This window comes from Ferrovum sp., assembly GCF_027317285.1.
Taxonomy (GTDB): Bacteria; Pseudomonadota; Gammaproteobacteria; order Burkholderiales; family Ferrovaceae; genus Ferrovum.
Window position 1 is genome coordinate 114,101 of record NZ_DAHVHV010000001.1, and the last position, 13,043, is coordinate 127,143.

At 58.7% G+C, this 13,043-nt stretch carries 12 protein-coding genes; 4 read left to right on the forward strand and 8 right to left on the reverse strand.

The window, feature by feature from the left end; genetic code table 11:
• The first annotated feature begins 12 nt into the window (after positions 1-12).
• Together M6F29_RS00520 and M6F29_RS00525 are read left to right on the forward strand one after the other, a co-directional pair.
• A complete protein-coding gene (locus M6F29_RS00520) occupies positions 13-1,863 on the forward strand; it encodes a ribonuclease catalytic domain-containing protein (protein WP_298156512.1) in 1,851 nt (616 codons plus the stop codon).
• The gene (locus M6F29_RS00525; RefSeq protein ID WP_298156515.1) at positions 1,860-2,678 is read left to right on the forward strand and encodes an energy transducer TonB; all 819 of its coding nucleotides are present in this window, start codon (positions 1,860-1,862) and stop codon (positions 2,676-2,678) included. Before M6F29_RS00520 ends, M6F29_RS00525 begins: the two co-directional genes overlap by 4 nt.
• Positions 2,679-2,691: 13 nt before the next feature.
• Here the strand turns inward: M6F29_RS00525 and M6F29_RS00530 are convergent, their stop codons facing one another.
• Genes M6F29_RS00530 through M6F29_RS00550 form a run of 5 tightly spaced genes read right to left on the reverse strand, consistent with a single transcriptional unit; the run spans position 2,692 to position 8,099 of the window.
• Positions 2,692-4,737, reverse strand: coding sequence for a M3 family metallopeptidase (locus M6F29_RS00530; RefSeq protein WP_298156518.1), 2,046 nt, complete (start codon positions 4,735-4,737; stop codon positions 2,692-2,694).
• 35 nt (positions 4,738-4,772) lie between these two features.
• Complete coding sequence (locus M6F29_RS00535) at positions 4,773-6,056, reverse strand: dihydroorotase (protein ID WP_297455490.1); 1,284 nt, start codon at positions 6,054-6,056, stop codon at positions 4,773-4,775.
• Between the two features lie 13 nt (positions 6,057-6,069).
• Positions 6,070-7,035, reverse strand: coding sequence for an aspartate carbamoyltransferase catalytic subunit (locus M6F29_RS00540; RefSeq protein ID WP_297455492.1), 966 nt, complete (start codon positions 7,033-7,035; stop codon positions 6,070-6,072).
• Entirely contained in the window at positions 7,028-7,528 is a 501-nt protein-coding gene (gene ruvX / locus M6F29_RS00545; protein ID WP_298156522.1) for a Holliday junction resolvase RuvX, read from the reverse strand. The genes M6F29_RS00540 and ruvX overlap by 8 nt, the downstream gene beginning before the upstream one ends.
• Positions 7,521-8,099 (reverse strand): YqgE/AlgH family protein, encoded by a 579-nt coding sequence (locus tag M6F29_RS00550; protein ID WP_297479670.1) that lies wholly within the window; start codon positions 8,097-8,099, stop codon positions 7,521-7,523. The genes ruvX and M6F29_RS00550 overlap by 8 nt, the downstream gene beginning before the upstream one ends.
• Before the next feature lie 230 nt (positions 8,100-8,329).
• Here M6F29_RS00550 and M6F29_RS00555 point away from each other — a divergent pair, with 230 nt between their 5' ends.
• A complete protein-coding gene (locus M6F29_RS00555; protein WP_298156526.1) occupies positions 8,330-8,875 on the forward strand; it encodes a Slp family lipoprotein in 546 nt (181 codons plus the stop codon).
• Positions 8,876-8,926: 51 nt separating this feature from the next.
• Here M6F29_RS00555 and M6F29_RS00560 read toward each other — a convergent pair whose 3' ends face one another.
• Complete coding sequence (locus M6F29_RS00560) at positions 8,927-9,478, reverse strand: porin family protein (protein ID WP_298156528.1); 552 nt, start codon at positions 9,476-9,478, stop codon at positions 8,927-8,929.
• A 221-nt stretch (positions 9,479-9,699) separates the two neighbouring features.
• On the opposite strand from M6F29_RS00560, the gene xth reads away from it, so the two are divergent.
• The gene (gene xth / locus M6F29_RS00565) at positions 9,700-10,467 is read left to right on the forward strand and encodes an exodeoxyribonuclease III (protein WP_298156530.1); all 768 of its coding nucleotides are present in this window, start codon (positions 9,700-9,702) and stop codon (positions 10,465-10,467) included.
• On the opposite strand, the gene ntrC is transcribed toward xth, so the two are convergent.
• On the reverse strand, positions 10,464-11,891 hold the full coding sequence (gene ntrC / locus M6F29_RS00570) for a nitrogen regulation protein NR(I) (protein WP_366525903.1): 1,428 nt from the start codon (positions 11,889-11,891) through the stop codon (positions 10,464-10,466). The genes xth and ntrC overlap by 4 nt on opposite strands.
• A 15-nt stretch (positions 11,892-11,906) precedes the next feature.
• Positions 11,907-12,995, reverse strand: coding sequence for a nitrogen regulation protein NR(II) (gene glnL / locus M6F29_RS00575; RefSeq protein WP_297457413.1), 1,089 nt, complete (start codon positions 12,993-12,995; stop codon positions 11,907-11,909).
• Positions 12,996-13,043 lie beyond the last annotated feature (48 nt).

Genomic DNA, 13,043 nt, shown 5'->3' on the forward strand with positions numbered 1-13,043 from the left:
AGTGTGCGCAGGATGGGTTATGTGGTGTACGAAGACGGTGGGGAAATCAGGTTCGGGACTGTCCTGGCGGAATCTGACAGCACGTTGCAGGTGGAAGCCCCACACGGTAAACGCAGCAAGATCAAGAGTGCGGGGGTGCTGCTGCGCTTTACCCAACCAGAGCCCAGGATACTGATCCAGGAGGCTGAAGTTCTCCAGAAAACGATTGATGTCGACCTGCTCTGGTCGGCGTGTCCTCCGGAATCGGAATGGCATTTCTCGGCGCTGGCGCGGGAGTATCAGGGGCATGAGCCCAGCGTACTGGAGCAAGTGGCCGTACTGTTTCGCCTGCAGGCGGCGCCGATCTATTTTCATCGGCGCCAGCGGGGTCATTTTCGTGTGGCTGCGCCGGAAACTCTCAAGGCGGCACTGGCAGGTCTGGAACGCCGTCGTCTTCAGGATCAGCAAAAGGCTGAGGCGCTGGAGGCATTGGCGGCGGGACGTTGTCCGGATTGGCTGGTACATGAACTCCCTGCCCTGCTCTATCGTCCGGACAAGAACACGTTGGCGTACAAGACCCTGGAAGCCGCCAGTTCGATGCTGAAAAAGTCTCCTGCCCAGGTGTTGGCGCAATGTGGGGTCATTGGTGGTAGCCGTGCCTGGCACGAGGGGCGTTTCGAATTCGAGTATTTCGGACCCTGGTCCGCGGATTCGGATTTTCCGATGCTGGAGGAGCAGGACTGGCCTTGCTACGAGGTGCCTGCCTTCAGCATCGACGATGCCTTTACGACAGAAATCGACGATGCGTTCAGTCTCCGGTCAGTGGATCCGGCGCATTGGGAAGTGGGCATTCACATCGCGGCACCCGGCCTCCGGTTTGGTCCCGATAGTGCCATGGCTGAACAGGCACGGGCACGTTTGAGTACGGTGTACATGCCGGGGCGAAAAATTTCCATGTTGCCGGAACGGGTGATTACCCGCTGTTCCCTCGACGAGGGCCAGGAGCGCCCGGTACTCTCCTTGATGCTGCAGGTGCACAAGGAAACCCTGGCGGTGGTGGCGCGACGTTCCCTGATTCAGCGAATCAGGATCGGGGCCAATTTGCGTCTGCATGAATTGGAGGCCCGGTGGGATGAGGAAGCGCTGGACGGGCAGGAAATCCCGCACCTGGCGGATCTGAAAATTTTGCGGGGATTGGCAGAACGGCTGGCGGAAGCACGCGGGGCCAGGGAACGCCCCACGCCTCAATATCATGATTATACTTTCGTGGTGGAAGGGGAGCATGTGGACATTTATCCGCGTCCACGGGGTGCCCCCTTGGACGAACTGGTGGCGGAACTGATGATCGAGGTCAATCGTCATTGGGCGGGTCAATTGGTGGAAGCCGGTTGGTTGGGTTTGTTTCGGGTGCAGGGACAGGGACGCACCGGCATGTCCGTGGATCCGGCGCCACATCTGGGGCTGGGGCTGAATCATTATGCCTGGTGCAGTTCTCCCTTGCGTCGTTACCCGGATCTGGTCAACCAGTGGCAATTGATCCGCCTGTTCCAGCAGTTGGATCCGGCGCTGACCGATCGAGTTCGTCTGCGCGATGAAAGCCTGTCCTTTGAACGGGCCTATGAAGCCTATCAGGATTTTCAGCGCCAGATGGAGCGCTACTGGAGTCTGCGCTGGCTGGAACAGGAGACCGTGACGACTTGTCGTGCACGTCTGCTGCGCGAGGGCGCGGCTCGCCTCGAGGGCTTGCCGCTGGTGGTCAAGGTTCCCGGGGCAGCGGCATGGGGGGCAGGAACGGACGTTGAACTGGCCATCCGGTCCATCGACCTGTGGGCCATTGAACTGCATTGTGAACTGTTATCGGCGGAACCGACGGTTACCCCATGAAATCCGGGCGGGTTCCAGGGTTGGCTTCCGGTATTTCTTCCTACCGTTCTCCCTGGGTTGCAGCGGTGGTCGTTTCCCTCCTGATCCATGGGTTGCTCTTGCTCTGGATCAGGTTTTCCGGGCTGACCTGGCGCTTGCCTTCCCCGCTCCTGCCCATGACCGTGGATCTGGAGGCAGGTCCGGCTCCTGCGACGATTCCTCGGCCACCCGAACTCCCGGTCTCTCCCAAGGCCTCCCCTCCTTCCCCCGTGCCGCAGAAAGTTTCAGCGCCTTCCTCTTCGCCAGAGCCAGCCTCACCGGACGTTCCTGCGACCCCTGATCACACGCAGACAGCCTCGAAGCCGGCGGATTTGGTTCCTCAGTCTGCCGCCGGGTTTCCTGACGCTTCGTCAAACTCCCTGGTCTGGCGGAGTTTGAGCATGGCCCACGGGTTGGTCCAGGACCCCTGGGCGGGGAAACGGGTTCGTACGCTCGATTCAGGGACCCGGGAGGGTGAATGGCAGGCTTACGAAGAGGCTTTCACGACCAAGGTGGCCGAAGTGGGGGGCTTGAATTATCCCCCGCCCGAGCAGGGTCAGCCACTCTCCGGGAGTGTGGGGGTGGAAACCGTGCTCAACGCAGATGGTACTGTGGCTTCTGTGGACATACGGCGCAGTTCCGGGCACAGCGCCCTGGACCAGGCCGCATTGCGGATCGTGCGCATGGCGGCACCTTTTCAACCCTTCACGGCGACCATGCGGGCGCAGACCGACCTGATCCGCATCACCCGCACGTTCAATTTTGTGCGGGCTGGGGAACCGTTGCGCAGCCAATAGGCGTGGATTCCTTTCAGGCGGGTTGGGGCACCATGCCCTGATGGCGCAGGAGAGCATCCAGTTGGGGAGGGCGACCCCGGAAGGCGATGAAGGAGTCGAGTGCCGGGCGACTGCTGCCCTGGGCCAGGATCTCGTTCTGAAAACGCCGTCCGATCTCGGGGTTGAATACGCCACTTTCCTCGAACAGGGCATAAGCATCCGCAGAGAGTACTTCGGCCCACTTGTAACTGTAATAGCCTGCCGCATAGCCGCCCGCAAAGATATGCGAGAAACTGTGCGGGAAGCGGTGCCAGACGGGCGGTTTGACCACGGCCACTTCGGCACGGATGCGTTCAAGCAGGCGCAGGGGGTCGAGATGAGCGGGGACGGCACGGTGCAATTCCATGTCGAAAAGAGAAAATTCGATCTGGCGCATCGTTTGCATGCCGCTCTGGAAATTCTTGGCAGCCAGCATGCATTCGTAGAGACTTCGGGGGAGAGGAGTTCCGGTGTCCACGTGGTGGGTCATGTCCTGAAGCACTTCCCACTCCCAGCAGAAGTTTTCCATGAACTGGCTGGGGAGTTCCACCGCATCCCACTCCACGCCGTGGATGCCGGACAGGGGGAGATCCTCCATCTGGGTGAGCAGGTGGTGCAGACCATGCCCGCACTCATGGAACAAGGTAATGACTTCGTCGTGGGTGAAGGTCGCAGGTTTTCCCCCGCTCGGTGCCGAGAAATTGCAGGTCAGATAAGCGACCGGTATCTGAAGTGTATCTCCCCTGCGGCGCCGGGTGATGGCGTCGTCCATCCATGCCCCCCCCCGTTTGCCATTGCGGGCATAGAGGTCGAGATAGAACTGGCCGATCAGAGTTCCGGTGGGGGTTTTCAATTCGTAAAAGCGAACAGTTTCATGCCAGACCTCGGCTTGGGCGGGATGAACCACGAGGCCATACAGTTTCTGGATGACCTGAAACAATCCCTTCAGCACGGAATGTTCCGGGAAGTAAGCTTTCACTTCCTGTTCAGAGTAATCATACTGGGCTGTGCGTAATTTTTCCGAGGCGTAGGCCAGATCCCAGGGTTGCACCACATCCAGGCCAAGGCGCGCCTGTGCAAAGGCTGTCAGCGTTTTCCAGTCCTGTTCGGCAAAGGGTTTGGCGCGCTGAGCCAGATCGCGCAGGAAAGCCAGCACGGCCTCGGGAGACTCAGCCATCTTGGGTTCCACGGACAGTTGCGCAAAATGGTCGAATCCGAGCAGGCGGGCCTCCTCGGCACGCAAGGCCAGCAAAGTCTGGATCAAGGGGCCGTTGTTCCAGGGTTCCGGACCAAACTCCGAAGCACGGGTGGTATAGCAGCGATAAAAATGTTCGCGCAGACTGCGTCGTTCGGCATACTGCATGATCGGGAGGTAACAGGGGGCGTGCAGGGTGAGCCGCCAACCGGAGCGCCCTGCCTGCCTGGCCGTTTCGGCTGCCATGGAGAGCACTTCCGGGGGGAGGCCCGCGAGTTCATCGGGATCCTGGGTGTCATAGGTGAAACTGTTGGTGGCATCCAGCAAATTCTGTTCAAAACGCGCGCCGGTGGCCGCCATGGTTTCCTGAACTTCAAGAAAACGGGCCTTTTCGGCAGAGGGCAACTCGGCCCCACCCAGACGAAAATCGCGCAATGCCTGAGTGATGATGCGTTGGCGGGATGCTGTCAGTTTTCCGAACTCCGGGGAATGATGGAGGGTTCGGTAGCCCTCGAGCAGGGCTTCGTCCTGACCCAGACGCGCCCAGTACTGGGCGACCTGGGGCAATACCGCGTTGTAGGCCGCGCGCAATTCCGGGGTGTTGACCACGGCATTCAGGTGGGAAACCTGACCCCAGGCACGCGCCAGGCGTTCATTGACGTCTTCCAGGGGCGTGATGAAGGTGTCCCAGGTCGGGCTTTCGGTCTGGTGGGTCAAACGGTCGAGCATGGCCTCGCAGTCCTGAATCAGGGAGTGGATGGCAGGTTCGATGTGCTCGGGCCGGATGGCATCAAAATGGGGAAGCCCGGAAAAATCCAGCAACGGGTTGGAACTTTTGGAGGTCATGATAGGGGTCCGGAAAATAAAGAAGAAATCGTGGGTCAGGCGCGGGCATCCTCATGGATGATGAAGCCGCCCACCAGGGTGTGACTGACTTTACCTTGCATGAGGTGATTGAGGAACGGCGTATTTTTGCCCTGACTTTTAAGGTTTTTTGGGGTGACGGCCCATTCCCGTTCCGGATCGAAGATACACAGGTCGGCGGGTTGGCCGGGGCTCAGTTGTCCCGCAGGGATGCCCAGGATTTTGGCGGGGGCGGAGGTGATTCGTGCCAGGGCCGTGACCAGCGGCAGGGCCTGGGATCGCGCCCAGGCCAGGGTGAGCGGCAGCAGCAGTTCCAGGCCCGTGGCCCCGGGTTCGGCGGCTTCGAAGGGGAGTTGCTTGGCGTCTACATCCACGGGCGCGTGATCGGAGACCAATGCGTCGATGGTTCCATCCACCAGACCGGCGCACAGGGCGGCTCGATCACGCACGCTGCGAAGGGGGGGGATCAGCCGGCAATGGGCATTGAAATAACCAATGTCATGTTCTGTGAGGTGCAGGTGGTTGATGGAGATGTCGCAGGTGACCGGCAACCCCTCTTTCTTGGCCGCACGGACCAGATCCACGCCGCTGGCACTGGAAAGGCGGCACAAATGGACGCGCGCACCGGTTTCGCGGACCAGTTGCAGGATCGTGTTCACTGCAATGGTTTCAGCGCAGGTGGGTATGGCGGGCAATCCCAGGCGACTGGCCACTTCGCCGTCGTGAGCCACCCCATCGCGCGCCAGATAGGCATCCTGGGGTTGTAACCAGACGGTGAATCCAAAAGTGGTGGCGTAATCCAGGGCGCGCAACAGGACCTGGGTATCCAGCAGAGGGGCATTGGCCTGGGAGAAGGCAATGCAGCCTGCATCATATAATTCCCCCATCTCGGTCAGGCGAAGGCCCTGGAGTTGCTGGGTCAGGGCGCCCAGGGGATAGACGTTGGTTTGCTCCCGGCCATGGGCACGGTGTTTGAGCATTTCAACCAAACCGGGCTCATCCAGGGGCGGGTCGGTGTCCGGGGGGCACGAGAGACTGGTGACTCCCCCTACCGTGGCGGCAACCATCTCGCTTTCCAAAGTGGCCAGATATTCATAGCCCGGTTCGCGCAAACGGGCGGCCAGATCCACCAGTCCGGGCATGACGATCTTGCCACGGGCATCGATCACCCGATTGGGGGTAAAGCCGGCAGGGCAACGTTCGAGAGCGACGATTTTGCCCGCAGCAATGAACAGGTCACTCTGGGAGTCCCGTTGCGTGACGGGATCGATGACGCGGCCTTGGGTGATATGAATTTTCATGAAAAATCCTCGTTCAAGCGGCAGAGTGTGGCGCAGGGGCGGCCAGCAGGGACATGACGGCCATGCGTACGGCAATGCCAAAGGTGACCTGTTTCAGGATCACGGACTGGACTCCATCGGCGACATCCGAATGAATCTCCACGCCCCGGTTCATGGGGCCCGGGTGCATGACGATGGCATCTGGCCGGGCATGAGCCAATTTGGCGGGGGTCAGCCCATAGTATTTGAAGTATTCATCCCGGCTGGGCAGGAGTGCGCCATTCATCCGCTCATTCTGGAGGCGCAACATGATGACCACGTCCACGCCCTTGAGGCCCTGGACCATATCGTGGTAGACCCGTACGCCCAGACGTTCCACATTGCGCGGTATCAGGGTTTTCGGGCCGATGACACGTACTTCCGGAACCTGCAGAGTCGTCAGGGCGTGAATCTGGGAGCGGGCCACCCGCGAATGAAGGACATCACCGACGATGGCTACCCGCAGATTTTCAAAGCGCTTCTTGAAGTGGCGGATGGTATACATGTCCAAAAGCGCCTGGGTGGGATGGGCATGGCGTCCGTCCCCAGCGTTGATGACATGGATATCGGGTCCGACATGACTGGCGATCAGATGTGCAGCACCACTTTCAGCATGGCGTACCACGAACATGTCCGCCTGCATGGCGGACAGATTGTCCACCGTATCGAGCAGGGTTTCTCCCTTGCTTTGGCTGGAAGCGCTGACATTCAGATTGATGACGTCGGCGGACAACCGCTTGGCTGCAATTTCAAAAGTGGTGCGGGTACGTGTGGATGCCTCAAAAAATAGATTGAAGACGGATTTCCCCTGAAGATGGGGGACCTTCTTGACTTCCTGGCGGGCCACGGCCTCGAACTCTGTGGCGCGGTCGAGAATCTGGAAGAGAATGGCGGGTGGCAGGCCTTCTATGGTCAGAAGATGCTTGAGGTGACCTTCGGGGGTGAGTTGAGGATTAAACATCGGTAACCTCGGCATCAAGAGTAATAAAAAAATCAGTGCGTTCAGAAGAGCACAAAGCGTTTTTCTGCTCGACGGACAGACCAAAATAATCTTCCAGGAGCAAGGTGGCGGCCAGCGCATGCTCCCTGCTGCGACGTTGTGTGCTCGGAACCCCGGCAGCCCGCAACTGCTGGTCGGCTTCCAGCGAGGTATAGCGCTCATCGATGAGGGTCACGGGCAAATGGGTGTGACGGTACAGGTCGCGAGCGAAATTACGACACTGACGGGTCGTGGTTTGTTCCTGACCTTCCGAATTCAGGGCCAGTCCCACCAGCAGCAAACCCGGTGTCCATTCCCGAATGAGGGCATGAATGGATTCCCAGCGCTGGGCGCGGGTGCGGCATTCCAGGGAAGCAAGCGGACGACAGACCCGGCTGCGGCGCTCTCCCCAAGCCACTCCGATAAAACGCGTGCCATAGTCGAAGGCCAGGACGGCGCCTTCCGGATCAGGCATGCCCGGCTTCCTCGGAGAGATAGGTCAGATTGACGCCCAGTAACGCCAGTGCTGCATTAAAACGTTGTTCTGCAGGGAGCGTGAAGAGAATATGAGGGTCTGCAGGGACGGACAGCCAATTGTTCCGCTTGATTTCGTTTTCCAGTTGCCCGGCTTCCCATCCTGCATAGCCCAGGGCGATGAGCATGTATTCAGGACCATGGCCGAGGGCCAGTTGTTCCAGAATGTCGCGGGAAGTGGTGAGTCCAAATTCGTCGTTGATGCGCAAGGTGGAACGCCATGTGCCCATGGGGGTATGGAGAACGAAACCACGGTCGGTCTGGACCGGTCCGCCCAGATAGACCGGTTGGGTGGACACATCTTCGTTGCTGGCAGTGAGCGCGATCTGGCCAAACAGATTTTTCAGGTTCATGTCCATCGGACGGTTGATGATCAGGCCCATGGCGCCCTGCTCATCGTGCCGACAGATGTAGGTCAGGGTGCCGGAAAAGTTGGCATCCTGCAACGAAGGCATGGCGATGAGAAAATGATGGGTGAAGTTGATCGTTTCCATGGGGCGATTATCGCACATTCCTGTATCCGGACCTGATTTGAAGACGGCATTCAGTCTACGGCTCCGCGCACCCTTGTTCGCCCAGGCAGGGGGAACGGGAAGGGCCTATTTGTAACAACTCGTGAAACGGGCAAGACGGTAGAATGTTCGGCACAGGGTGGATGTCGGCCTGGGCGATTGGTGCTGCCGAACCTCCCTGATGAGTGTTGACCCATTTCAATCAAGTTTATGAGGGGGAAGCGGAGATCATGCGGTTCAAACTTTTATTATTGACGGGTCTGACGGTTGGCCTGGCCTCCTGTGCCAGTACGCCTCCGGCGCCTCTGGCGGGAAATGACTTCGTTCCCATCCTGCCCCGCACGGCTCAGGACGACCCCGGTGTCGTGGGTGAAAAAGTGCGCTGGGGTGGGGTGATCGAAGGGGTCAGGCCAGGAAAGACCGATACGTGTTTTCATGTCGTGAGTCATACCCTGGATGATTCGGGTCGCCCCATGGATGATGATCATTCAGACGGGCGATTCATCGCCTGTGCCCATGGCTTCTTCGATCCGTCCATTTATTCCGTGAAGAGACAGATTACCGTAACGGGTACGCTCCAGGTGCCAACCATCGGAAAAGTGGGTGACATGCGCTACATCTTCCCGCGTGTGGCTGCGGATGTCGTCTATCTGTGGCCGAAGGATGTGCCCGTGGATTATTCCAGCATGTACTATGGGATGAGTCCCTTCGGAGATCCTGTCATGGATGGACCGATGACCCCATGGATGGGTCCTGACATTGGCATGCCCTGGTAAAAAATTCGGGCCAGGTCATCGCTGACCTGGCCCGAATCGGGGTGCTACGATTTAGAAGTGGTAAGCAGCACCGATGGTGTAGGTGTTTTCTGCGTTGCTGAAATAGTTGTTGGTGTAGCCCAACTGGTCGCGCTGATAGTCGGCGCGAATGTCGAACTGACGGGAGACGTTATAACGCAGTCCTGCGCCATAAACCCAGCCAAACCCGCCGTTGGTCAGACCGTAGGAGCCGACTGTCGCGTAATTGAAACCGGCTTTGCCCACCAGGCCGATGGTGTTGGCATGGTCGAAGTAATAGGTCCCCGTTCCCAACAGATCGAAGGAGTGGGCTGACCCATCCGCCGCATTTCCACCGAACCCATGGTAATGGTTGTACTGTGTTTCAATACCGAAATTCTGGGTAAATTCGTGACCGGCGAACACGCGGTACTCGGAACCGGTTTCACCCACGTTGGCATTGGCGTTGTTGCCCACACCGGGGTTGGGTGAAGTGGCGGAGCCAAGGGAAACACCGGCATAGTCATTGATCCAGCCGCTCCCATCGGCCATGGCCGACAAGGAAACGGATACCAGGGAAGTAACGAGAAGTGCTTTTTTGAACATTTGAGTGCTCCTGGGTGGTTAAGGTTTACGAATTCTACAGTCAACGAAAGGGGTCAAACTGTAACAATTATGACACAAATTCTCCATAATTGGGAAATATGTATCATATTTACAACATGCGGTTGAAGGCCGGGGGTAAAACCACCCTGTCCTGTGGGGTGTGCATGGTCTTCTGCAGGCGCGGGTGAATCGTTACAATTTACTGATAGGGAGGAGTTTTCTTGAAAATTGCGACGTGGAATGTCAATTCCATTCGGGTTCGGTTATCCCACGTGCTGGACTGGTTGGAGAAAGAAAAACCGGATGTGCTTTGCCTGCAGGAACTCAAGTGCGAGACTGCCCGTTTCCCCTGGGAAGAATTTCGGACGGCGGGCTATCACGCTCATGTGGCAGGACAGAAAACCTATAATGGGGTGGCGTTGATCTCCTTGCAACCCGGTGTGGAGGAAGTGGTCGGACTGCCCAAATGGGAAGATCCCCAGCAACGGGTCATCGCCGCCACGTTTGGCGATATTCGGGTGATCAGTGTGTACTGTCCCAATGGCGAATCGCTCGATTCGGAAAAGTACCTTTACAAACTTGCCTGGTTCGATGCGCTGCATGACTATTTGCAGGACAGTCTGGTGCGACATCCCCGCCTGGTAGTGGCAGGGGACTACAATATTGCGCCGGAAGACCGGGACGTCCATGATCCGGCGGCCTGGGCCGGGGAAGTGTTGTGTAGTCCTCCCGAGCGGGAGAAATTCCAGGCCCTGGAGGCCCTGGGGCTGGTGGATTGTTTTCGGCAATTTCCCCAGGAAGAGCGGTCCTTCAGTTGGTGGCATTACCGGGTCAACGCCTTCAGGCGCAATCTGGGCTTGCGCATCGATCATTTGCTGGCCAGCCAGGGACTGGGAGCCACCTTGTGTTCCTGTACCATCGATCGGGAGCCGCGCGGATGGGAACGTCCTTCCGATCACGCGCCCGTGTGGGCAGTGTTTGAAGATTAATCCGGAGCCGAACCCCAGAGTTTGTCCAGTCCCAGGGCATGAATTTTACGGGTAAGGGTATTTCTTCCCCATCCGAGACGTTGGGCCGCTTCGATGCGCCTTCCCTGAGTATGGGTCAGTGCTTCGGTGATGAGGATGCGTTCCAGTTGATCCACCAGAGACAGGGCCAGGTCCGTTTCTCCTTGGGACAGGCGCCGGGCAATTTCCCGTGCAGCGCTTTCCTGCCAGGGTTCCGCCAGATGGGCTTGGGCAACGGGTTGGGAAAGCAATTCCGGGGGGAGATCTGCGGGCTCTACCACGATGCCCGGAGCCATGACCGTCAACCAGTGACAGAGGTTTTCCAGTTGGCGAACATTTCCTTTCCATGGGAAGGTGGTGATCAGACGTTGGGTCGCCTCGGACAGGCGTTTGGTCTCCACTTCCAGGGAGCGCGCACTCTGTTGCAGAAAATGCTGGGCCAACAAGGGGATATCCTCGGGGCGTTCGCGCAGGGCCGGAAGCCGGATGCGAATGACGTTGAGGCGGTGAAAGAGGTCTTCCCGGAAAGAACCTTCCTCTACCTGGCGCTCGAGGTTCTGATGGGTGGCGGCAATGATGCGTGCACGGGCACTCAGGGGGGTTTGTCCGCCCACGCGGTAGTAATGTCCATCCGAGAGTACGCGCAGGAGACGGGTTTGTAACTCGAGGGGCATATCCCCGATTTCATCGAGGAACAGGGTTCCTCCTTCGGCCTGTTCAAATCGACCGGGGCGTTGCTGGGTGGCTCCGGTAAAGGCCCCTTTTTCGTGCCCGAAGAGTTCGGATTCCAGCAGGTCTTTGGGAATGGCTGCGGTGTTGAGGGCCACGAAGGGCATGCCCGCGCGTGGCCCGTGGCGATGGAGTGCCCGTGCCACCAGTTCCTTTCCGCTGCCGGATTCGCCTGTGATCAGAACCGAGGCATGGGAGTGCGCCAAACGTCCGATGGCTCGAAACACCGCCTGCATGGCGGGTGCCTGGCCAAGAATATCGAGGGGAGGAATGGTGTTGGCGACAGGTTCCTCGGCCTGTGAAGAACGTTCGGACAGGGCACGTCGTACCAGAGCCAGCGCCTGTTCTACATCAAAGGGTTTGGGAAGATACTCGTAAGCCCCGCCTTGGAAGGCCGAGACGGCACTGTCCAGATCCGAGTAGGCGGTCATGATGATAATGGGAATCTCGGGGTGATCCTGCTTGACCCGTTCCAGGAAGTCCAGTCCGCTCAGACCCTGCATGCGGATATCGCTCACAATGGTCGCCGGCAATTCTCCGGCTTCCAGGGCATGCAAGGCTTCCGTGGCGCTGGAGAAGGAGCGGTAGGGGATCTCTTCGCGTCCCAGTACCTTTTCCAGCACCCAGCGGATCGAACGGTCATCATCTACAATCCAGACGGTATGGTGGGTCATCATTTCCTCGATGGGGTTTCAGGGTTCAGCGGATTGCTCGGTTTCCAGGAAGGGAAGAATAAGGGTGAAACAGGTCTCGCCGGGCCTGCTGTCAAATTCCACCAATCCCTGATGTTGACTAATCAAGTTTTGTGCCAACATCAATCCCAAACCACTTCCTCCTTCCCGACCGGAGACCAGGGGCTGAAAAATGCGTTTCTGGAGGTCTTCCGGAATGCCTGGGCCGTTGTCCCGGATGCGGATCATCACACCCAGGCGAAAACGGCGTCGCGCCAGGGTGACCTGACGCAGGGGACGACTTTGCAGATGGATCGTACCTGTCCCCCCCAGGGCCTGTGCCGCGTTGCGCGTGATGTTGAGCACGGCCTGAATGAGTTGTTCACGGTCCCCCTGGAGGTCAGGCAGGCTGGGGTCATAGTCGCGCTCGAGTTTCAGACCGTGGGGAAATTCAGCCAGGAGAATGGTACGGACCCGCTCCAGCACTTCATGAATGTTGAGGGCAGCCACCTGCCGGGAAGGGCGCGAACTGAGCAGGCGATCCATCAGGTTCTGCAGGCGGTCGGTTTCGTCCCGAATGACCTGTGTGTATTCCTTCAATTCGGGCGAATCCAGTTCGCCTTCCAGGAGTTGGGCTGCGCCACGGATCCCGCCCAGAGGATTGCGGATCTCATGGGCCAGATTGCGCAACAGTTCCCGGTTGGTTTTTTGATCCTCGAGAATCTTTTCTTCCCGGGCGATGCGCATGCGCTGGGTGATGGGCCGCAGTTCCAGCAGAATGCCCTGTACCGGGGTGCCCAGCGGGGTGCCCGTGCAACTGATGACCTGTGATTCGCCCTGAAGGGGTTGGATGACCCACTCATGTTCCAGAAATCCCAGTTCCTGCTGGAGTGCCGTGCGTGTGAGTTCCACCAGACTTTGGGAGGAAAGGGAGATCTGAGACAAAGGGGAATTGACGAGGTGCTTGCGCCCCATGGCCAGCAAACTTTCGGTGGCGGTATTGACGAAACGGATGCGCAGATCTCCATCCAGAACCAGAATGGCCGTGTGGAGCAGGTCCAGCCCGACAAAACGGGCATCCTCCTGGTCGATCGGGTGGGACGTATCCATGAAAAAGCCCGTCATCCAAAGAGGGCTGACGGGCTGGTGACGGCGGGC